We start from the raw sequence: 20,474 nt of genomic DNA, 5'->3' as shown, positions 1-20,474 counted from the left end.
ATGCCCTGGATACAACTCCAGATTCCAGCTGATCCGGATACTGCGGATCAGCTGGAGGATCTGTTAATGGAAATGGGCGCAGACGCCGTTTCCATGGAAGACGCAGCCGACCAGCCCCTGTACGAGCCCGATCCGGGCACCACTCCCCTCTGGAGCCAGACCACCGTTACCGGCCTGTTCCAGTCTGATCGCAACATCGAACAGCTGTTAGCGGATATCCGCGACGCCTGGCACCAGCAAACCCAGCAGTCCCTGGCCGAGATTGAAGTCACTCTGGTGGAAGACAAGGACTGGGAACGGGCCTGGATGGATGATTTCCACCCGCTGCAGTTCGGTGAACGCCTGTGGATTGTGCCCAGCTGGCACGAGGCGCCAGACCCCGATGCCGCCAACCTGCTGCTGGACCCGGGCCTGGCCTTCGGCACCGGCACCCACCCCACCACCGCCCTGTGCCTGGAATGGCTCGACGGCCAGGATGTTGCCGGCAAACAGGTAACCGACTACGGCTGTGGCTCCGGCATCCTGGGCCTGGCCGCCCTGCTGCTGGGTGCGGACCATGTGATTGGCGTGGATACAGACCCGCAAGCCCTGGAAGCCAGCCGCGACAACGCCCGCCGTAACGGCGTGGAAGACAACCGCCTGGACCTCTACCTGCCCGGACAGGATCCCGACACCCAGGCGGACGTAATGCTGGCCAACATCCTGGCCCAGCCGCTGATTGGCCTGGCGCCAAGGCTGGCAGAGCTGACCAGGCCCGGTGGCCACCTGGTACTGTCCGGCATTCTGTTCAACCAGGCCCGGGAAGTGATGGACGCCTACGAGCCCTGGTTCATCATGGACGAGCCGGAACAGAAAGAAGACTGGATACGCCTCACAGGACGGCGCAGGGACAGATGACGGCCCAGGCGTTTATGACTAAACTGCCTGACTCGTACTGACCCAAATGCAATGACCTAGCGATCCCGCTTTCAGGACCGAAGCATGACCCAGAGCAGCCTGCAGACCCAGTGCCCCCAATGCGAAACCCGTTTCCGGGTAACCGACGAACAGCTCGGCGTAGCCGGGGGCAAGGTCCGTTGCGGCAGCTGCATGAACGTGTTCAACGCCCTGGAACACCGGGTGACTGAAAGCGGGACGATTGCGACGCCCCCCGAGGAAAAGCCGCAAGAACCCGCAGATGTCGGTTTTGGCGAAGACGAGTTTGTGTTTGCCGACAACCCCGAAGAAGACGCCACTGAAGGCCGCTACGCCGGCAGCAAGCTCACCTTCGATGAGGACGAGCTCAGCGACAGCTTCCGGGATGTGGATGAACCCGATGCCCCGGGCTTCCGGGACGACTCAGACGATCACGACAACCACCAGGTAGACGAAAGCTGGGCAGAAGCCATGCTTGAAGAGGTGGAGCCCGGGCAGGAAGGCAAGCCTGAAACCGAACCGGAGCCTGAACCTGAACCTGAACCTGAACCTGAACCTGAACTTCTGAAAGTTGAGCCGGAGCCCGAACCGGCGCAACCCCGGGCCGATGACGAACCGCCCCTGACCGCCGATGACGACCGGGTGGGCGATCCTGCCACCAGCCGCCCCGCCAAACCGTTCCAGCCGGACAACCTTTACCAGGACCTGCGCCGCGATCCGGTATCCGTGGATGGTGGCCGTGGCGGCCTGCGCACAGCCCTCTGGGCATTGGTGGTGCTGGTGCTGATTGGCGTTCTGGTGGCCCAGGTTACCTGGTTCCAGTTTGACCGGCTGTCTGCCATCCCCCAGTTGCGCCCGTTCTACGAGAAAGGCTGTGAACTTGCCGGCTGCCAGCTCAAGCCCCTGGTGGATGTCGACGCCATCCAGAGCCGGAAGCTGGTGGTACGCACCGATCCGGAAAACCGTACCCAGCTGATTGTCGATGCGGTTATCCTCAACCGGGCAGGCTTTGAACAGCCGTTCCCGGCCATCGCCCTGACCTTCTCGAACCTTAACGGCGACGTGGTGGCCCAGAGTGTGTTTTCCCCCGATGAATACCTGGCCGGCGAAGCCACCGGGCTGGATGCCATGCCGGTAGAAACTCCGGTTCGCATCGCCATCAGCATTCGCGACCCGGGCCGCGACGCGGTTAACTACAATCTGGGTTTCCGGCCGGCATCCCCCTGACAGCGCCGGACAACCGCCATGCCGACGCACAGTTGACAGCGCAAAAGTCAACCAGAAAGCACGAAAAATAATCAATTTTTTCCTGCTTTCGCCCCTTCAATCGATGTGCCCCCGGCGGTATCATTACCGCCCTTCGGAGACCGGAGCGGTCAGAAATTAACCAACCGCTCCACCGAACCTTGCTTAACCCGCTGTGACACGGACTCAGATCATGCTGCCAACGGCAAAAATCGGGCCGTACACCCTGCCCAACCCGCTTATTGTTGCGCCCATGGCCGGCGTAACGGATCGCCCTTTCCGGCAGCTTTGCCGCCGAATGGGAGCTGGTCTGGCGGTATCGGAAATGGTCATAGCAGACAGCAAGCTCTGGCATACGCGCAAATCGCGCACCCGCCTGAACCATCAGGGTGAACCGGAACCCCGCTCGGTACAGATCGCCGGCGGCGACCCTGAGATGCTGGCGGATGCCGCCCGGCAAAATGCCGAGTTTGGTGCCCAGATCATCGACATCAACATGGGCTGCCCGGCCAAGAAGGTCTGTAACAAGGCCGCCGGTTCTGCCCTGATGAAAGATGAAAAACTGGTGCGGGCAATCCTCGAGGCCGTTGTGGCCGCCGTGGATATACCGGTCACCCTGAAAATGCGCACCGGCTGGGACCGGGACAACCGCAACGCACCGGTGATCGCCCGCATGGCCGAAGACGCCGGCATCCAGGCACTGGCAGTGCACGGCCGCACCCGGGCAGACAAATACAACGGAAACGCCGAATACGACACCATCGCTGCGGTAAAAGCCAGCGTGGGTATTCCGGTGTTCGCCAACGGCGACATCACCACGCCGGAAAAAGCCCGGCAGGTGCTCGCGCACACCGGCGCAGACGGCCTGCTGATTGGCCGTGGGGCACAGGGCCGGCCATGGATCTTCCGGGAGATTCTGCACTACCTGGAAACCGGCACACACCTGGCTGAGCCACCGCTGGATGAAGTCGAGCAGATTCTGTCGGAGCACCTGGCCGAACTGCACAGCTTCTACGGCGAGAAAATGGGTGTGCGTATCGCCAGAAAGCATGTGGGCTGGTATCTGCAGTCCCACGACGAGAACAAACAGTTCCGAACACGCTTCAACGGCATCGAAGATGCGCTGGAGCAGAAAGACAGCATCGAACAGTACTTTGCAGGCTTACGAAATGGAGAGGTATTCGCAGCATGACCGCTGAGACTTTGGCAAACGACAACCTGGGCACCCCGGCCAACGATGATGTCCATCAGTTGCACACGGTAAATAATAGCGGCAACAGTGTCACCCTGCGTGACAGCGTGGAAGTGGCCCTGAAAAACTACTTCACGCAGCTGGACGGCGCACCGGTTTCTGACGTGTACCAGCTGGTGCTGTCAGAAGTGGAAGCGCCCCTGCTGGAGCAGGTAATGAAGTACACCCGCAACAACCAGACCAAGGCCTCCACCATGCTTGGCCTGAACCGCGGCACCCTGCGCAAGAAACTCAAGCAGTACGGTCTGCTTTAATCTGATAAAGGAAGGCAGTCACCATGGCAAACCAGGCAAACACCCCCGTCCGTCGCGCCCTGATCAGCGTAAGTGATAAAACCGGCATCGTCGATTTCGGCCGAGCCCTGACTGAACGCGGCGTTGAACTGCTGTCCACCGGCGGTACCTTCCGCCTGCTTCAGGAAAACAACGTACCGGTCACCGAAGTGTCCGACTACACCGGTTTTCCCGAGATGATGGATGGCCGGGTAAAAACCCTGCACCCGAAGATTCACGGTGGCATTCTGGGCCGTCGCGGCACTGATGATGCCATCATGGGCGAACACGGCATCAACCCCATCGACATGGTGGTGGTGAACCTGTATCCGTTCGAAGAGACCGTTGCCAACCCGGACTGCGACCTGGCCACTGCCATCGAAAACATCGACATCGGCGGCCCAACCATGGTTCGCGCCGCCGCCAAGAACCACAACGATGTCGCCATCGTGGTGAACGCTTCCGACTACAGCCGGGTTCTGAAAGAACTGGACAGTAACGACGGCCAGCTCACCTACAGCACCCGCTTCGACCTGGCAGTAAAAGCCTTCGAGCACACCGCCGGTTACGACGGTGCCATTGCCAACTACCTGGGCGGCCGCACCCCGGACAACGACAACGCCGACTTCCCCCGCACCTTCAACGCCCAGTTCGTGAAGGTTCAGGACATGCGTTACGGTGAGAACCCGCACCAGCGCGCTGCCTTCTACGCCGAGCGCAACCCGAAAGAAGCCTGCGTGGCCACCGCCAAGCAGTTGCAGGGCAAGGAACTGAGCTACAACAACGTGGCCGACACCGATGCTGCGCTGGAGTGCGTCAAACCGTTCGCAGACCCGGCCTGTGTCATCGTCAAGCACGCCAACCCCTGTGGTGTAGCCATCGGTGCCGACATCCTGCAGGCCTACGACCTGGCCTTTGCCACCGACCCCACGTCCGCCTTTGGCGGCATCATCGCCTTTAACCGGGAACTGGATGCCACTACCGCCAAGGCCATCGTGGATCGCCAGTTTGTGGAAGTCATTATTGCCCCGAGCGTGGCTCCGGAAGCGGTCGAGATTGTTGCTGCCAAGAAGAACGTACGCCTTCTGGCCTGCGGCGAATTTGGCGGCGAGCGCGCCCAGACCATGGACTACAAGCGCGTAACCGGCGGCCTGCTGGTGCAGGACCGTGACCTGGGCATGGTCGCTATGGAAGACGTGAAAGTGGTTACCGAGCGCCAGCCCACCGAAGAAGAGCTGAACGACCTGCTGTTCGCCTGGGAAGTAGCCAAGTACGTGAAATCCAACGCCATCGTCTACGCCAGGGCGGGCCGCACCATCGGTGTGGGCGCAGGCCAGATGAGCCGCGTCTACAGTGCGAAGATTGCCGGTATCAAAGCCGCCGATGAAAACCTGGAAGTGAAGGGTTCGGTGATGGCCTCCGATGCTTTCTTCCCGTTCCGCGACGGCATCGATGCGGCTGCCGCTGCCGGTATCACCGCAGTGATCCAGCCGGGCGGTTCCATGCGCGACCAGGAAGTGATCGACGCCGCCAACGAGCATGGCATTGCCATGGTCTTCACCGGCATGCGCCATTTCCGTCACTGATCAACGTATTCAGGAGCAGCACATGAACATTCTGGTTATTGGCAGTGGCGGGCGCGAACACGCCCTGGCGTGGAAAGCAGCCCAGTCTCCGCAGGCAGAAAAAGTCTTCGTGGCACCGGGTAACGCCGGTACGGCCCGGGAGCCGAACCTGGAGAACGTCGACCTGGACGTGATGGACCTGGACGGCCTGGCCAACTTTGCCGAGCAGAACAACGTCGGCCTGACCATCGTCGGCCCGGAAGCCCCTCTGGTGGCAGGCGTGGTGGACAAGTTCGAGGCCCGCGGCCTGCGCATCTTCGGCCCCAGCGCCGGTGCAGCCCAGCTGGAAGGCTCCAAGGCCTTCACCAAGGACTTCCTGGCCCGCCAGAAGATCCCGACCGCCGACTACGCCAACTTCACCGATGTAGACGAAGCCCTCGCCTACGTGCGTGAAAAGGGTGCGCCGATCGTGGTCAAGGCCGACGGCCTGGCCGCCGGTAAAGGCGTGATCGTGGCCATGACCCTGGAAGAAGCCGAAGACGCCATCCGCGACATGCTCGCGGGCAATGCCTTCGGTGATGCCGGCAGCCGCGTGGTGGTGGAAGAATTCCTGGACGGCGAAGAAGCCTCGTTCATCGTGATGGTCGACGGCAAGAACGTGCTGGCCATGGCTACCTCCCAGGACCACAAGCGGGTAGGCGACGGCGACACCGGCCCCAACACCGGCGGCATGGGTGCCTATTCTCCGGCCCCGGTAGTCACGCCTGATGTGCACCAGCGCATCATGGACGAGGTGATCTACCCCACCGTCAACGGCATGGCGGCTGAAGGTCACCCCTACAAGGGCTTCCTGTATGCCGGCCTGATGATCGATGCCAACGGTGCACCGAAGGTGATCGAGTTCAACTGCCGCTTCGGCGACCCGGAAACCCAGCCGATCATGCTGCGCATGAAGTCTGACATGGTTGAGCTGTGCCAGGCGGCCGTGGACGGCAAGCTGGACCAGTGCGACTCCGAGTGGGACGACCGCGCCTCTGTGGGCATCGTGCTGGCTGCCGGCGGCTACCCTGCCGACTACAGCAAGGGTGACGTCATCTCTGGCCTGCCGGAAAGTGAAACCGAAGGCGAGAAAGTGTTCCACGCCGGCACCAAGCTTAACGGCGACGACGTTGTCACCGCCGGCGGCCGCGTACTCTGTGCCACCGCTTTGGGCAACAGCGTGACCGAAGCCCAGCAACGGGCCTATGAGCTGGCGAAGAAAATCAGCTGGAACGGCATGTTCTACCGTAACGACATTGCCTACCGGGCCATTGCCCGGGAGCAAGGCTGAGTTTCAGGCTCTGCCCGTTAAAGCTGTCAGCCCGGTCATTGACCGGGCTTTTTTATGGGTTAGTGTTAGGCCATCAACCCCGAAACCATGAAAAGGAGTTCACTGTGCCCCGTAACGCACTCAACCTTGTTCTGTTGCTCGCCACCACCCTTCTGATCAGCGCCTGCTCGAAACAGGGCATCTACGACAGTGCCATTGGCTGGGAGCGCTCCAGCGCCGGGCTTGAAACCGAACAGGTCGCGGTCGGGGAACTGGATATCACCTATCTGCGCAGCAAAGAGCCGGTGGACGGCGACACACTGGTTCTGATTCACGGCTTCGGTGCCAATAAAGACAACTGGACCCGGCTGGCGAAGGAATTCGAAGGCGAGTTCAACATCTACGCCTTCGACCTGCCCGGCCATGGCGACAGCAGCAAACCCATGGACATCGGCTACCGCTTTGAAGACCAGGTGGGCTACCTGAACCAGGCGCTGGCGAAGCTGGGCGTGGAGCGGTTCCACATGATGGGCAACTCCATGGGCGGCGCCATCACCGCGCTCTATTCCGCAACCCATCCCGACCAGGTACAAACGGCGGTGCTGTTTGACCCGGCAGGCATCTTCGAATTCGAGAGCGAACTGGTCGACCTGGTCCTGGAAGGCGACAACCCGCTGATCCCCAAGCAGGAAGGGGACTTCGACAAGCTGCTGGATTTCGCCCTGGAGAAGCGCCCGTTCGTTCCCTGGCCGATTTTCGACGTAATGGAAGAAAAGGCCATCGCCAACCGGGAAGTCAACGAAGTCATCTTTGCCGCCATCCGCGACACCGGCTTTGAGCCGGATTTCCGTAATGCCATCACCAACATCCAGGCGCCGGTCCTGGTGGTGTGGGGCAAGCTGGACCGGGTGATCGACTACCGCAACGCCGACGTCTTCGTTGAGGCCATCCCCGATGCCCGCAAAGCCATTCTGGATGACATCGGCCACGCTCCGATGGTGGAGGCCCCGGAGCGGTCTGCAGAACTGTTCCGGCGGTTTCTTGCAGAGCAGCAGCCCTGACACCAACGGCCACTACATTTACGGTTAAAAAAACGGTAAGGTTTCGGGCCTGTTTTCCCGTCAAAAGAACGCGCCATGCCTGAAGCCATCTGGATCAGTTTCGCCTTTGTTATCGGCCTGCTTGTTAAAGGCATCGGCCTGCCGCCACTCGTCGGTTACCTGGCCGCGGGCTTTGTGCTCAGCGGCCTGGCCGCCAACACCAGCATTACCGCTGAGCCCACCGATGTGTTGGCTCACATCGCCCACCTGGGTGTTCTGCTGCTGTTGTTTACCGTTGGCCTGAAACTCAAGCTGCGCTCCATCATCAGCCCTGAAGTGATCGGCGGCAGCCTGCTGCACTTTGCCATTACCTGCGTGGTGTTTGCCCCCGGCCTGTACCTGCTGTTCGACCTGGACTGGACCACCGCCCTGATGCTCGCCATCGCACTGTCCTTCTCCAGCACCGTGCTGGCGGCCAAGGTACTGGAAAGCAAGCGGGAACTGCGGGCGTTCCACGGTAGAGTAGCCATCGGCATATTGATCATGCAGGACCTGATCGCCCTGGTGGTGATGAGCCTGGCCGCCGGCAAAACCCCTTCCGAGTGGGCGCTGATTGTCTTTGGCCTGCCCCTGCTACGGCCCCTGCTCTACAAACTGCTGGATGCCAGCGGCCATGACGAACTGCTGGTGCTGCTGGGATTACTGCTGGCCCTGGTGGTCGGTGGCCTGGGCTTCGAGGCGGTGGGCCTGAGTTCGGAACTGGGCGCCCTGGTGTTCGGTGCCATGCTGGCCAACCATCCCCGTTCCCAGGAACTGGCCAAGTCGCTGTGGAGCGTGAAGGAAATCTTCCTGGTGGGCTTCTTCCTGCAGATCGGCATTGGCGGCCTGCCAGACCAGCAGGCACTGATCTTTGCCGTCGTCGCTGCCCTGCTGCTGCCACTCAAAGGCATACTGTTTTACTTCCTGCTGCTGGGCTTCCGCCTGCGTGCCCGCAGCAGTTTCCTGACCTCCCTGTCGCTGACCAACTACAGCGAATTCGGCCTGATTGTCGCCAGCATCGCCCTGCCTGAATGGCTGATTCCGCTGGCCATTACCGTGTCGCTGTCCTTCGTGATCTCCGCACCCCTGAACCGGTTTGCCCACAGCCTGTTCGAAAAGCTGGCACCACGCATCGTCCGCTTCGAGAGCAAGAAACGACACCCGGACGAACAGCCGATTTCCCTGGGCGATACCCGCGTACTGGTGATGGGTATGGGCCGCACCGGCACCGCCACGTACGACTGGCTTCAACCCCACGAACCCAAAATCATGGGCCTGGACTCCGACCCGGCGAAAATGGAAAAGCACCAGCAGGAAGGCCGGAACGTGGTCTTTGCCGATGCCGAAGACAACACCTTCTGGCAGGGCCTGCATATGCCTGCGCTGCAGTCGGTGGTGCTGGCGATGAATGATATTGAAGGCAAGCTCATCGCCGCCCGGATGCTGCGCAAGCTCGGTTTTGAAGGCTATATCGTGGCCCACACCATGTACGCCGACGAAGCCGAGAAAATCCGCATCGCCGGCGCAGACGAAGCCTACCTCACCATGAGCGAGACCGGCGTAGCCCTCGCCAGCCACCTCATGGACAAATCAGGGCTTCAGACCGCGCAGGTGCGGAACCCGGTATAAACATCACCGCGGAACGGCAGGTACGCCTGCCGGTAAGTGCCACGAACCAGGTTGGATGACGTGGCACAGCTACCCCCCTTGGTCACCTTGTGAGTGGCAAACTGCAGGGTCGACATGAACGGATACATATCCACCTTGAAGCCGTCATAAGGCAGAAACTCGTTGCTGGTCCACTCCCAGACCGAGCCAATCATCTGCCGGCAGCCGAACGGACTGTCTCCTGACGGATAATCCGACACCGGATTACGGGCCACGGCCCGGCCGTCCATATCCGCCCGCGATGCACCTGGCAGCTCGTTGCCCCAGGGATACCGACGGAAAGGCTCACCGGGCTTGTTACCCAGCGCCGCCACCTCCCACTCATACTCCGTCGGCAACCGCCGCCCGGCCCATGTACAGAACGCCTCCGCTTCCCAATACGTCACATGGGTGACCGGCGCATCCGGCTCCAGCGGCAGCCACTGGTCAAACACCCGCTCCTGCCAGTGCCCTTCATGCCAGCGCCAATACAGCGGATGCCGTGGCACCGCCATCCGGGGTTCCGTAACCCCGTGCACCAACGCCACATCCACCTCCGTATCCAGCCACTTCCGGCCCCCGAACGACCAAAGCTCCGGGCGCTTGTAGCCATCGTCCTCAACAAACGCCTGAAACTCCCGGTTACTCACCAGGGTACGACTGATCGCAAACGCCGGCAGCTCCACCTCAAAACGTGGCTTCTCGGCATCAAACGCAAAGTCTTCGGTCGCATACTGTTCAGACTCACCCGGCATCCCGATCACCCAACGCCCGGCCGGAATCTGCGCATCACCGCTCACCGGCTCGCCCGGAGCCGGCCGATCGCCCTTGTAATCCACCGGCGCCGGATAACCCACCGTCTGCCGGCACCAGATCAGCGACTCGATGTGCATGTTCTGGTGATAAATGGCGTAGCGGTAGAGATACAGCTCTTTATCGGTCAGTTCCCGACCCTTGATGCGTTCGGCAACCCGGTCGTAGATGGTGTTGAAATACTTGAGAGTTTCTTCCCGGCCCGGAAACAGATCCCGACTCCAACGGTCTTTGTGATCGACATGGAAAGAGTCCCACAGGTCATCCATGGAAGGATCATAGCTGGGCGTGCCGTCCAGCAGGTTAAAGACAAAGACCTCGTAGAAGAACGCTGAGTGGCCCATTTCCCAGAGCGGTGGGTTCACACCCGGGTGGTAAGGCACATCCAGTTTATCTTCAGGCAAAGTAACAATCAGCTGTTCTGTCCGGCTGCGAGCCAGCTCAAGTTCAGCCAGAAGCGCTTTCTTGTTCATGTTTAGACCTAATATCCCCTAGCCTGAAACCTCGGTGCAGGAGCAAGTTCGGAGAGGCTTTCCAAAAACCGCTCCTGGCGGCACATCCATGTGTCGCTTCTGTTCCGCCATCCCTGGCTCCACAAATTTTTGGAAAGCCTCTCCGAACTCGCTCTTCATACGCCATGAATCAACGAGAGTACCAAACAAAAAACCGCCGCCGGTAGTCACCGACGGCGGTTTTCAGATTATAACTACGATAGCCTGCCCCGGTTCAGCTCACTCAAAGCCGCAACGAACAGGCTAACGCGGCAATCATGCGGCTTTGCGCTTACGCCGCCAGTCTGCCAGATCCTCGATAAGCTTGTAGAACAAGGGCACGAAGAACAGCGCCAGGGTACTGGCCGCCAGCATGCCGCCGACCACTACCGTACCGATTTCCTGGCGGGAAACCGCACCCGCACCGGAGCTGAACGCCAGTGGCAGGGAGCCCACGATGAACGTCAGCGCCGTCATCATGATCGCCCGGAAACGCTGACGGGCTGCCGCGCTGGCTGCCTCAAACGAACTCATGCCGGTTTTGCGGTTCTGGGCCGCGAATTCCACGATCAGGATCGCGTTCTTGGCCGCCAGGCCGATCAGCACCAGCAGGCCCACCTGGAAGTAGATGTCGTTCGGGAAACCGCGCCACAACGAGGCCAGTGCGGCGCCGAACACACCAAAGGGAACAGCGGTGGCCACCGCCACCGGCAGGCCCCAGCGCTCGTACTGGGCCGCCAGGATCAGGAACACCAGCAACAAGCCCATGCCGAAGGCCAGGGTGCCGGAATCGGCAGAATCCTGCAGCTGGTAGGCCTCGCCGGTCCAGCCCAGCAGGGTGTTGCGGTCAAATTGCTCCGCCGCCACTTCCTGCAATGCCGTCAGCGCTTCACCGGTGGTGTGGCCCGGGGTCGGGTCTGCCAGCAACTTGGCCGCCGGGTACACGTTGAACCGGTTGAGGATATCCGGGCCACTGGTGCGTTCCAGCTCCACCAGCGAACTCAGCGGAATCATCTCGCCATAGTTGGAACGCACGAACACCTTGCGCAGGTCATCCGGGTGGCTCCGGAACTCACCTTCGGACTGCAGGTTAACCTGCCAGTTACGGCCCTGCAGGGTAAAGTCGTTCACGTACAGGCCGCCGAAGGTACTCTGCATGGTAGTGAAGATCTGGTCGATGGGCACACCCGCGGCCTGGGCTTTTTCCCTGTCCACGTTGGCCTTGAACCGGGGGATCCCGGTATCCAGGGTGACCCGCACGTTGGTCAGCTCCGGCCGGGCATTGGCGGCCTGGGTGAAGCTGTCCGCCATGGCCTTGATTTCAGCCGGGGTGCGGCCGCCACGGGCCTGGATGTAACCTTCCACACCACCGGTGGTAGACAAGCCCTGAATGGGTGGCGGGGTAAAGGCAATCACGAAGGCTTCCGGCATGCCGAAGCCGATGCCCATCACCTTCTTGGCAATGTCAGCCGCCGCCTGGCCTTCGCCTTCCCGTTCCGCCCAGTCTTCCAGGGTCACAAACGCCACACCGCTGTTGGTGCGCAGGGCGCTGGAGATGATGTCAAAACCGGCGAAGGCGACCACGTCTTTCACTTCCGGCATGGCTATCATCTTCTGCACCAGCTCGTCCCGGGTCTGCTCGGTCCGGCTCAGGGAGGACGTGGGCGGCAATGAATAGGCGGTCAGCACAAAGCCTTGGTCTTCCTGGGGCACCAGCCCGGAGGGCATCGCCTTCATCAGGAAGACCGTACCGCCCAGCATGGCGGCAAACAGCAGTACGCCGACAACCGCGTGCCTTAACAGCCAGTCCACCACGGCAGAGAAGCCGGCGGTGAGCTTGTCGAAGCCGGCATCAAACCAGCGGAACACCGTCAGCTGCTTGCCCTCATGGCCCAGCAACAGGGCACACATAGCCGGAGTCAGGGTCAGCGCCACGATACCCGAGATCACTACCGACACCGCAATCGTTATCGCAAACTGCCGGTACAGCTCGCCACTCAGGCCACCCAGGAAGGCCACCGGCGCGAATACCGCCACCAGCACCAGGGTTGACGACACTACCGCCCCGGAAACCTGGCCGATGGTAGCCACGGCGGCGTTGTAGGCCGACATGCCCTCTTCCTTCATCAGGCGCTCGGCGTTTTCCATGATGATGATGGCGTTATCCACCACCACCCCGATGGCCAGTATCAACCCGAACAGGGTCAGCAGGTTGACCGAGAAGCCCAGCGCCTGCATGCCCGCAAAGGTGCCGATCAGGGAGACCGGAATGGCAACCAGCGGGATCAGGGTCGCGTTGATATGCTGCAGGAACAGGAAGGTCACCAGCACCACCAGCAACACCGCCACAATGAAGGTATTGATCACCTCCTGGATGGAAATGTCGATAAAGCGGGTGGTGTCGTAGGGAACGTTGTATTCCAGCCCCGCCGGGAAACGGCCAGCAATTTCCTTCATCGCTTCGTCGACCGCCTCGGCGGCGTCCAGGGCGTTGGCACCGGGCTGCAGGTAAACCCCCATGGGTACGGTAGCGCCACCGTTATAGACCGCAGCAAAGTCGTAGTTCTGGGCACCCAGCTCAATGCGGGCAACATCCTTCAGGCGCAGGGAGGCACCCTGCTCGTCACTGCGCAGGATCACTTCTCCGAATTCTTCCGGGCTGGCCAGCCGGCCGGGCGCAGACACACTGAAGGTGAAAGCCTGGCCTTCCGGGGCCGGTTCGGCACCGATACGGCCGGCGGCAAACTGGGCGTTCTGGCCGCGCAGGGAGTTGGCCACATCACCGGGGGTCAGTTCGTACTGGGCCAGCTTGTCGGGCCGCAGCCAGATCCGCATGGAATAGTCCTGGGCACCAAACAACGAGGCATCACCAATACCCGGCAGGCGCACCAGCTCGTCCAGCACGTTCAGCAGGGCATAGTTGGAGATTTCCACCACATCCATGGAGTTGTCCGGAGAGGACAGGGTGATCACCTGCAGGATGGAGGTGGAACGGGCCTCCACCTTCAGGCCCTGGTCCCGCACCGACTGCGGCAGTCGCGCCAGAGCCTGCTGTACCCGGTTGTTGACGTTGATGGTGGCCTGGTCCGGGTCGGTGCCGATTTCAAACGACACGGTTACCCGGAAGCTGCCGGAGTCGGTGGCGCTGGATTCCAGGTAGATCATGTCGTCCACGCCGTTGATCTCCTGCTCCAGTGGGGCCACCACGGAATCGGCGATAACATCGGCACTGGCGCCGGGAAAGCGGCCGTCGACCACCACCTGGGGTGGCACCACGTTGGGGTACTGTTCCACCGGCAGGCCAAGCAGTGCCAGGGCACCACCCAGGGTAATAATAATGGAGACGACCGTCGCGAAAATCGGGCGGTCTATGAAGGTGCGTAGCATCAGTCAGTACCCTCCCCGTCTTCGGCATTGGTCACATTCACCTGTGCGCCGTCGCGGAGGTTGGTCAGGCCACTGACAACAAAGCGGTCACCGGCTTCCAGCCCTTCAAGCAAAATCTGCCGGCCCTGGGAAACCGGGCCAAGCTCAACCGCCTTTGCGCGGGCCTTGCCTTCGTCGTCCACCACATACACCACCGGGCCTTGCGGGCCCTGGGCGACCGCTTTTTCCGGCACGGTGATGATGTCGTCAAACGACTGCAACTCCACCCTTACCCGGACAAACTGACCAGGCACAACCATCTGCTCCGGGTTCGGGAACACGGCCCGGGCCGACACCGAACCGGTGCGCGGGTCGAGGGTCGAGGCGGTGAAGTCGATGCGGCCATCCAGCGGGTATTCGCTGCCGTCCGACAGCACCAGGCGGGCGTTCACGTTCTGCTCTTCACCGGCACTGGCCATGCCTTCACGGGCAACCCGGCGGATGGTGGCGTCATTTTCCGGCAGCGCGAAGCGCACATGAATCGGGTCCAGCTGCACGATGGTGGTCAGCAGGGTGCCGGTATCAATCAGGCTGCCTTCCGGGAAGTCTTCCAGGCTGGTAACCCCGCTGATCGGTGCGGTCACCTCGGTATAGCCCACGTCCAGCTCGGCCTGGGTCATGCCGGCATTCGCCACGGCCATATTGGCCTGGGCCAGTTCCAGGGCAGACTGCGCCGAGTCACGGTCACGCTCACTAACCGCATTGCGCTCGTAAAGCGAGGAAATCCGGTTCCACTCCCGCTCGGCCTGGCGCAGGTTGGCTTCCGCTACCTGGCGCTGGGCTCGGGCACGCTGAAGCGCCGCCTCGGCCGGCTTGCGATCAATCCGGAACAGGGCATCGCCCTCACTCACCATCTGCCCTTCGTCGTAAAGGCGCTGCTCCAGAATACCGCTGATCCGGGCGCGCACTTCCACTTCCCGGGCACCACGGGCACGGCCAGCGTAGTCCTGGCGCACACTGGCGTCTGTCAGTTCAGCGGTTTCCACCACCACGGCTGCCGGTGGCATGCCGCCCCCACCCTGCTGTGCCGGCTGATCGTCGTTACTGCAGCCCGCCAGCACTAACAGGGCAGACAAACCTGCAAGGATCAGCCCGTTACGGGCCAACGGTCGATGAGAGCTTTCGAAGGGCATGTGCGTTCTCCTGAACACCGGATCGGAAAAATTAAGAGCGCGATAACATACATTCATTCGTGTATGTATGTAAACTGTTCTCGTTTATACTCCTTTGCCAAACACACAGACCACCACACGAGAACCATGGCACGAAAAACAAAAGCAGAAGCGGAAGCCACCCGGGAAGCCATCATGGACTGCGCCGAGCAGGTGTTCATGGACAAAGGCGTAGCCCGCGCCTCACTGGAAGAAATCGCCCGGGCAGCCGGCGTTACCCGGGGCGCCGTTTACTGGCACTTCCGCAACAAGCAGGACATCCTTCATGCCATGCTCGAGCGGGTACGGGCACCACTGGGTGAAATGATAGACGACGCCAGCCGGGGCGGGCACAGCCTGGAGAACCTGAAAGAACTGTGTGTCGTGGCCCTGCGCAAACTGGCGGAAGATGCCCGGTACTTCCGGGTGTATTACATTCTGTTCCACCGGAATGAATCCGACCAGGCCCTGAACAAGCACCGGGAACTGGCGGATGAAGGTCTTGCCTTTGTCAGCAGCATTTTCATTATCCCGGAAATCCGCAAACAACTGCGCCCGGGCCTCACCCCCGAGCAGGCGGCCTACCTGCTCCACACCCAGATGCTGGGCCTGTTCTTTGACTGGCTGGCGACACCGGAACGCTGGCGCCTGGCCGAAATCGCTCCGGTGCTGGTCGATAGCTTTTTCAAAGGCCTGTTACAGGACTGATCAGTTCCATACCCACAGAATCATCGGCACTGCGGTGACCGTCACCACCGCAGAGAGTGGCAAACCCAGCCGCCAGTAATCCCCGAAACGGTAACCACCCGGCTCCATGACCAGGGCATTGGACTGATGCCCGATAGGCGTCAGGAAGGCACAGGAGGTACCCACCGCCACTGCCATCAGGGCAGCATCCGGCGACAAACCAAGCTGGGCCGAGATACCGAGGGCAATGGGCGCCACCAACACCGCTGCCGCCGCATTGTTAACCACGTTAGACAGCAGCATGGAACCCACCAGGATAATCGTGAGTGCCACCCAGGGTGCCTGCCCGGCGGCCACATCCAGGATCTGGCCGGCAATGAGCGCGGCACCTCCGGTGCTTTCCAGGGCCTGCCCCACCGGGATCATTGCCGCCAGCAACACAATCACCGACCAGTCGATGGCCCGGTAGGCTTCTGAGGTGTCCAGCAAGCGGGTAAGCACCATGGCCACGGCACAGGCCACCAGGGCCACCGGTGGTGTCAGCCAGCCGGACAGGATGACGGCAATCGCTGCCAGGAACAGCCCGCCAGCCAGCCAGAGATTGCTCTGCCGCCCCAGACTCAACTCCCTTTCCGCCAGTGGCAGGCAACCCAGCTGCTGCAGGGTGCCCATCAGGGTGTCTTGGTAGCCCTGAACCAGCAGGATGTCCCCGGAACGAAAACGGATATCGGCCAGGCGTTTTTTCAGGCGATGCCCCTGCCGGGCAACCGCCACCACGTTCAAACCGTACCGCTCCCGCAGGTTCAGCCGGTTGGTGGTGCGGCCCACCAGCTGCGACGAAGGCGTGATAATGGCCTCGGTCAGGCGAACGTCACCGGTAGCAATCTGCGTTTCCGCGGACTCGCCGGCAGGTCTCGCCTTGCCAGGGTCTTCCGCCGCCTGTTCGTCCGAATCTTCGCTTTCCTCTTCCCCGACCACATTGGCGAGGGCGAGCCCGGTGAAATCCACAAACTCCTGCAGGCTTTCCGTATCCGCCTCAACCAGCAGCAGATCCCCTTCCCGCAACACGCTGTAGGTGGACGGTGCCGGAGAGGTTTTGTCACCCCGGATCAGGGCCAGCACCACCACACTCTTGTCGCCCTCTCCGGCTGTCAGCAGGTTGTGCAAGGTACTACCGGCATAGTCGGAACCCTCAGGCACCCGCAGTTCGGTCACGTAGTCCCCCACACTGAACAGCTTGTCGCCGGCAGCAGGATCGTCCCGCTTCGGCGTCAGGCGCCAGCCTATCAGTCCGATAAACAGGATACCGGCCACAGTGATGGCCAGGCCCACCGGGGCGAAATCCACCAGGCCGAACGAACCTGCCTCCCGGTAGCTGGCAATGATGATGTTCGGCGGTGTACCGATCAGGGTGATGGTGCCACCCAGCAGTGAGCCGAACGCCAGGGGCATAAGCAGCAAGGAGGGCGACCGGCCGGATTTACGGGACATCCAGATAGCCACCGGCATCAACAGCGCAAGGGCCCCTACGTTGTTGATAAACGCAGAGCACAGGGCCACCACCAACGTCAGGGTAATCACCTGCAACACGGCGTTACGGCCTACCTTGCCGAGCAGCCGTGCCACGGCATCGACCACCCCGCCATTGACCAGCCCCTGACTGATGACCAGCACCGCCGCCACGGTAATCACCGCCGGGTGACCGAAGCCTGCGAACAACTGGTCAGACGGCACCAGCCCGGCCATAGCCACTGCCAGCAAGGCCAGCATGGACACCACATCAAAGCGCAGCCGGTTCCAGACAAACAGCCCGAGGGTGATGCCGAGCACCAGAAACACAATCCATTGGTCAGACAACATCAAATCACTGCTCCACTTCGATGTCCGTGTCGACAATATTTACAAACCGGACGGGCAGGTTAAGGGGCCATACCGGCAAGCCTCTGAAACACGGGAAGGTTCCAGAACTGGTTCGAAACCTGCTTGTAACCTGCTCGAGGATTCAGCCGCCCTGAACCCGGGCAGGCCACAGGGCCGTGGACGACTATAGCAGTTCCCGCAGCAGTACCCGAAAGATCCCCTGATCATAAAAGCCGTCGATTGTTCAGCCACTTTGCCGGAGCAAAGACCATGGAGCAGAAGCGACCGCTTGTCTGGCTGTCAGCGGATTCCCGTCAGGATACAACCGGCCTGCCTGTCGAAAAACACTGGCAGGCCACCTTTGTGAACGCCGCCAGCCCGCCGGTTGCCCTGCACCCCGGGTGGGTTGGCAAGCCTGTCGGCGTATGTAACCTGGCCGGGCTGTCACCGGAACAGGCAGAGGGTGTGCGGCACTGGCTGGAGCTGTTGCCGGTACGCTGCTGGCTGGCGCTGGTTCAGCCCTCCCAGAAGGAGCAACCCGAGATACAGCGGCTGATCAGGGATTATTGCCAGGACTACCACACCCTGCCCGCCGACTGGCCGCGCCTGAACAACAGCCTGGGCCATATGTGGGGTATGAGCAGGCTGAACCAGGCCGACAACAGCGCCGGACACCTCGGCTACCAGGACGTTGTGCTGGAAGGCCCGTCTGAAACCATCCGGCGCACACGAAGCCTGCTGCGCCGGTTTGCCGCCACCGGTGAGCCGGTGCTGATCTACGGCGAAAGCGGAACCGGCAAAGAAGCCGCAGCGGAATTTGTTCACCGGCATTCAGGCCGCCAGCACCAGCCGCTGGTCAAGGTTAACTGCGCGGCACTCCCGCCGTCGCTGACCCAGAGTGAACTGTTCGGCCATGAGCGTGGCGCTTTCACCCACGCCCTAAAAGCCCGCAAAGGCCGGATTGAAGCCGCCGATGGTGGCACCCTGGTACTGGCCGGTGCCGACGAACTGACCCCGGAACAGCAGTCCGCCATTCTCCGTTTTCTCCAGGAAGGCCAGATTGAACCCGTAGGTTCTAACCGGGTGATCACCGTTGACACACGGGTTATTGCCATCTGCAATACGCCGCTTGACCAGCTGGTCCGGCAACACCAGTTCCGGGAAGACGTGTTCTACCGGCTGGGCAACCTGACCGTCACCCTGCCACCTTTACGGCAACGGCTGGAAGACCTGCCCTACCTGGTGGACCGAATACTGGAAACCGGGGGCGGGAAAAACTACCGGATCGGCAATGCCACGCTGATTGCCATGGCTCGGCACAGCTGGCCTGGAAACCTGCGAGAACTTCAGAACCGCCTTAGCCAGGCGATGTTACTGGCAAAGAGCCTGCGTTTGGAGCCCGAAGACCTGGGCCTGCTGGGCGCACCGCTGACCAGCCATCCCGACCGGCTCTCGCTGGAGGCCTACCGCGCCAAGGCCGACCAGGAAGCCATCAGCACCAGTCTTTCCCTGACGCACCAGAACATCTCGGCGGCCGCCCGGCTGCTGAAGATTTCACGGGTGTCCCTGTACCGGTTGCTGGAGAAACACCAACTTCAGCATCTGTCCAACCACAGCTCCCACCAAAACCCTGACCGGGGTAACGGAGAAGGATCATGAACACAAAACTGTCCGCTCTGGCACTCGCCGCCGCACTGATACCCCTTGCTCACGCAGAACCACCAACGCCGGAATTTACCTCCGGTGGAATCAGCAGCCGAACCAGCCCGCAGCAACCGGTTGGAACAACCGTTAAAGCCGAGGCAGAAGCCCGCGCCCAGGATGCAGCTACGGATATCGCCTCAATCACCGCAGACCGGGGCATTGTCACCCGGCCGGGGCGGTTTACCATCGAGCCGTCATTTTCCCACGCCCACAGCAACGCAACCCGGGTCGCCATTGAAGGCTATACCGTGATTCCCGCCTTGTTGATCGGTCTGATCAACATCTCGGAAGTGCAGCGGGATATCTTCGTGGGAGCGGTCTCCCTGAAGTACGGTTTTACCAGCCGGTTCGAGGCAGGTTTTCGGGTGCCATACCTGAGCATCAACGAAGACTTGCGGGAGCGGGAGGTTTTCGACGGAACACCGGTCGATTTTGTCCGCGAATCCTCCGGTGACGGACTTGGAGATGTCGAGCTTTCCCTGCGTTACCAGCTGAACGATGGCCTGGATGGCTGGCCCTACCTGATCGGCACCTTCCGGGCCAAGGCCCCAACCGGGGACGGCCCTTATGATGTCGAGCAGAAAGTCCTCACCGACAACAAAGGCAACCCGATTGGTTTCGAACTGGCTGAGCGCCCAACCGGCTCCGGCTTCTGGTCCGTAGAACCCGGAATATCCTTCATCTACCCGTCAGACCCTGCCGTGCTGTTCGGCAACCTGAGCTACGTGTGGACCATCGAGGAAGACCAGGGCTTCGAGAACGGCGGCACGGTCGACCCCGGCGATGTGGTGCGCTTCGGTTTCGGCATGGGCTTCGCGTTCAACGAACGCACCTCGTTCAGCCTGGGCTATGACCACTCAGTGATCCGCAAGACCACCCTGGAGTTCGGCAACGACCTGTTTGCCGCCAACTTTGACCGCATCCAGGTGGGCTCACTGGCCTTCGGACTGTCCCACCGGGTATCAGACTCCACAACCCTGAGCCTGACCGTCGCTGTGGGGGTAACAGACAGCGCGCCGAACAGTGAAATCACCCTGAAACTGCCGATCAACCTGTAA

General features: G+C 61.4%; 15 protein-coding genes. 11 read left to right on the top strand and 4 right to left on the bottom strand.

Annotated elements, in window-relative coordinates; genetic code table 11:
• From prmA to B9Q17_RS12085, 8 genes are all read left to right on the top strand, one after another.
• Positions 1-897 carry a 50S ribosomal protein L11 methyltransferase gene (prmA, locus tag B9Q17_RS12120; RefSeq protein WP_036219133.1) on the top strand — a complete coding sequence of 299 codons (897 nt, stop codon included), beginning with the start codon at positions 1-3 and terminating at the stop codon, positions 895-897.
• Positions 898-981: 84 nt separating this feature from the next.
• Complete coding sequence (locus tag B9Q17_RS12115) at positions 982-2,142, top strand: DUF3426 domain-containing protein (protein WP_094625418.1); 1,161 nt, start codon at positions 982-984, stop codon at positions 2,140-2,142.
• A gap of 211 nt (positions 2,143-2,353) precedes the next feature.
• Positions 2,354-3,352, top strand: a complete 999-nt coding sequence (gene dusB / locus B9Q17_RS12110; protein WP_058341878.1) for a tRNA dihydrouridine synthase DusB — start codon at positions 2,354-2,356, stop codon at positions 3,350-3,352.
• Positions 3,349-3,666 (top strand): DNA-binding transcriptional regulator Fis, encoded by a 318-nt coding sequence (gene fis, locus B9Q17_RS12105; RefSeq protein WP_022988371.1) that lies wholly within the window; start codon positions 3,349-3,351, stop codon positions 3,664-3,666. Before dusB ends, fis begins: the two co-directional genes overlap by 4 nt.
• Before the next feature lie 23 nt (positions 3,667-3,689).
• Positions 3,690-5,270 carry a bifunctional phosphoribosylaminoimidazolecarboxamide formyltransferase/IMP cyclohydrolase gene (gene purH / locus B9Q17_RS12100; RefSeq protein ID WP_094625417.1) on the top strand — a complete coding sequence of 527 codons (1,581 nt, stop codon included), beginning with the start codon at positions 3,690-3,692 and terminating at the stop codon, positions 5,268-5,270.
• Positions 5,271-5,292: 22 nt separating this feature from the next.
• Positions 5,293-6,579, top strand: coding sequence for a phosphoribosylamine--glycine ligase (gene purD, locus B9Q17_RS12095; protein WP_094625416.1), 1,287 nt, complete (start codon positions 5,293-5,295; stop codon positions 6,577-6,579).
• Between the two features lie 104 nt (positions 6,580-6,683).
• A complete protein-coding gene (locus tag B9Q17_RS12090; RefSeq protein WP_094625415.1) occupies positions 6,684-7,619 on the top strand; it encodes an alpha/beta fold hydrolase in 936 nt (311 codons plus the stop codon).
• 75 nt (positions 7,620-7,694) lie between these two features.
• Positions 7,695-9,266, top strand: coding sequence for a cation:proton antiporter domain-containing protein (locus B9Q17_RS12085; protein WP_094625414.1), 1,572 nt, complete (start codon positions 7,695-7,697; stop codon positions 9,264-9,266).
• Here B9Q17_RS12085 and senA read toward each other — a convergent pair.
• From senA to B9Q17_RS12070, 3 genes are all read right to left on the bottom strand, one after another.
• Positions 9,236-10,570, bottom strand: a complete 1,335-nt coding sequence (gene senA, locus B9Q17_RS12080) for a selenoneine synthase SenA (protein WP_094625413.1) — start codon at positions 10,568-10,570, stop codon at positions 9,236-9,238. The two genes, B9Q17_RS12085 and senA, sit on opposite strands and share 31 nt — an antisense overlap.
• A 294-nt stretch (positions 10,571-10,864) precedes the next feature.
• Positions 10,865-13,975, bottom strand: a complete 3,111-nt coding sequence (locus B9Q17_RS12075; RefSeq protein WP_094625412.1) for an efflux RND transporter permease subunit — start codon at positions 13,973-13,975, stop codon at positions 10,865-10,867.
• Positions 13,975-15,147, bottom strand: coding sequence for an efflux RND transporter periplasmic adaptor subunit (locus tag B9Q17_RS12070; protein ID WP_094625411.1), 1,173 nt, complete (start codon positions 15,145-15,147; stop codon positions 13,975-13,977). The genes B9Q17_RS12075 and B9Q17_RS12070 overlap by 1 nt, the downstream gene beginning before the upstream one ends.
• 126 nt (positions 15,148-15,273) lie before the next feature.
• On the opposite strand from B9Q17_RS12070, the gene B9Q17_RS12065 reads away from it, so the two are divergent.
• A complete protein-coding gene (locus B9Q17_RS12065) occupies positions 15,274-15,873 on the top strand; it encodes a TetR family transcriptional regulator (protein ID WP_094625410.1) in 600 nt (199 codons plus the stop codon).
• Here the strand turns inward: B9Q17_RS12065 and B9Q17_RS12060 are convergent, their stop codons facing one another.
• On the bottom strand, positions 15,874-17,712 hold the full coding sequence (locus B9Q17_RS12060) for an SLC13 family permease (RefSeq protein ID WP_094625409.1): 1,839 nt from the start codon (positions 17,710-17,712) through the stop codon (positions 15,874-15,876).
• Positions 17,713-17,982: 270 nt separating this feature from the next.
• On the opposite strand from B9Q17_RS12060, the gene B9Q17_RS12055 reads away from it, so the two are divergent.
• The gene (locus B9Q17_RS12055) at positions 17,983-19,371 is read left to right on the top strand and encodes a sigma-54-dependent transcriptional regulator (protein ID WP_094625408.1); all 1,389 of its coding nucleotides are present in this window, start codon (positions 17,983-17,985) and stop codon (positions 19,369-19,371) included.
• Complete coding sequence (locus B9Q17_RS12050; RefSeq protein WP_094625407.1) at positions 19,368-20,474, top strand: transporter; 1,107 nt, start codon at positions 19,368-19,370, stop codon at positions 20,472-20,474. The genes B9Q17_RS12055 and B9Q17_RS12050 overlap by 4 nt, the downstream gene beginning before the upstream one ends.

Origin of the sequence: Marinobacter vinifirmus (genome assembly GCF_002258215.1) — a bacterium.
In the GTDB taxonomy this organism is placed as follows: domain Bacteria; phylum Pseudomonadota; class Gammaproteobacteria; order Pseudomonadales; family Oleiphilaceae; genus Marinobacter; species Marinobacter vinifirmus.
The sequence above is the reverse complement of the archived record's forward strand: the minus strand, read 5'-3'. Positions and strand labels throughout refer to the sequence as shown.

Excerpts from the sequence above, each read along its gene's own strand:
- B9Q17_RS12070 (WP_094625411.1), bottom strand. The coding sequence starts at position 15,147 with ATGCCCTTCGAAAGCTCTCATCGACCGTTGGCCCGTAACGGGCTGATC.
- purH (WP_094625417.1), top strand. The coding sequence starts at position 3,690 with ATGGCAAACCAGGCAAACACCCCCGTCCGTCGCGCCCTGATCAGCGTA.
- B9Q17_RS12050 (WP_094625407.1), top strand. The coding sequence starts at position 19,368 with ATGAACACAAAACTGTCCGCTCTGGCACTCGCCGCCGCACTGATACCC.
- prmA (WP_036219133.1), top strand. The coding sequence starts at position 1 with ATGCCCTGGATACAACTCCAGATTCCAGCTGATCCGGATACTGCGGAT.
- B9Q17_RS12115 (WP_094625418.1), top strand. The coding sequence starts at position 982 with ATGACCCAGAGCAGCCTGCAGACCCAGTGCCCCCAATGCGAAACCCGT.
- purD (WP_094625416.1), top strand. The coding sequence starts at position 5,293 with ATGAACATTCTGGTTATTGGCAGTGGCGGGCGCGAACACGCCCTGGCG.
- B9Q17_RS12065 (WP_094625410.1), top strand. The coding sequence starts at position 15,274 with ATGGCACGAAAAACAAAAGCAGAAGCGGAAGCCACCCGGGAAGCCATC.
- dusB (WP_058341878.1), top strand. The coding sequence starts at position 2,354 with ATGCTGCCAACGGCAAAAATCGGGCCGTACACCCTGCCCAACCCGCTT.
- B9Q17_RS12055 (WP_094625408.1), top strand. The coding sequence starts at position 17,983 with ATGGAGCAGAAGCGACCGCTTGTCTGGCTGTCAGCGGATTCCCGTCAG.
- fis (WP_022988371.1), top strand. The coding sequence starts at position 3,349 with ATGACCGCTGAGACTTTGGCAAACGACAACCTGGGCACCCCGGCCAAC.
- B9Q17_RS12075 (WP_094625412.1), bottom strand. The coding sequence starts at position 13,975 with ATGCTACGCACCTTCATAGACCGCCCGATTTTCGCGACGGTCGTCTCC.
- senA (WP_094625413.1), bottom strand. The coding sequence starts at position 10,570 with ATGAACAAGAAAGCGCTTCTGGCTGAACTTGAGCTGGCTCGCAGCCGG.
- B9Q17_RS12085 (WP_094625414.1), top strand. The coding sequence starts at position 7,695 with ATGCCTGAAGCCATCTGGATCAGTTTCGCCTTTGTTATCGGCCTGCTT.
- B9Q17_RS12060 (WP_094625409.1), bottom strand. The coding sequence starts at position 17,712 with ATGTTGTCTGACCAATGGATTGTGTTTCTGGTGCTCGGCATCACCCTC.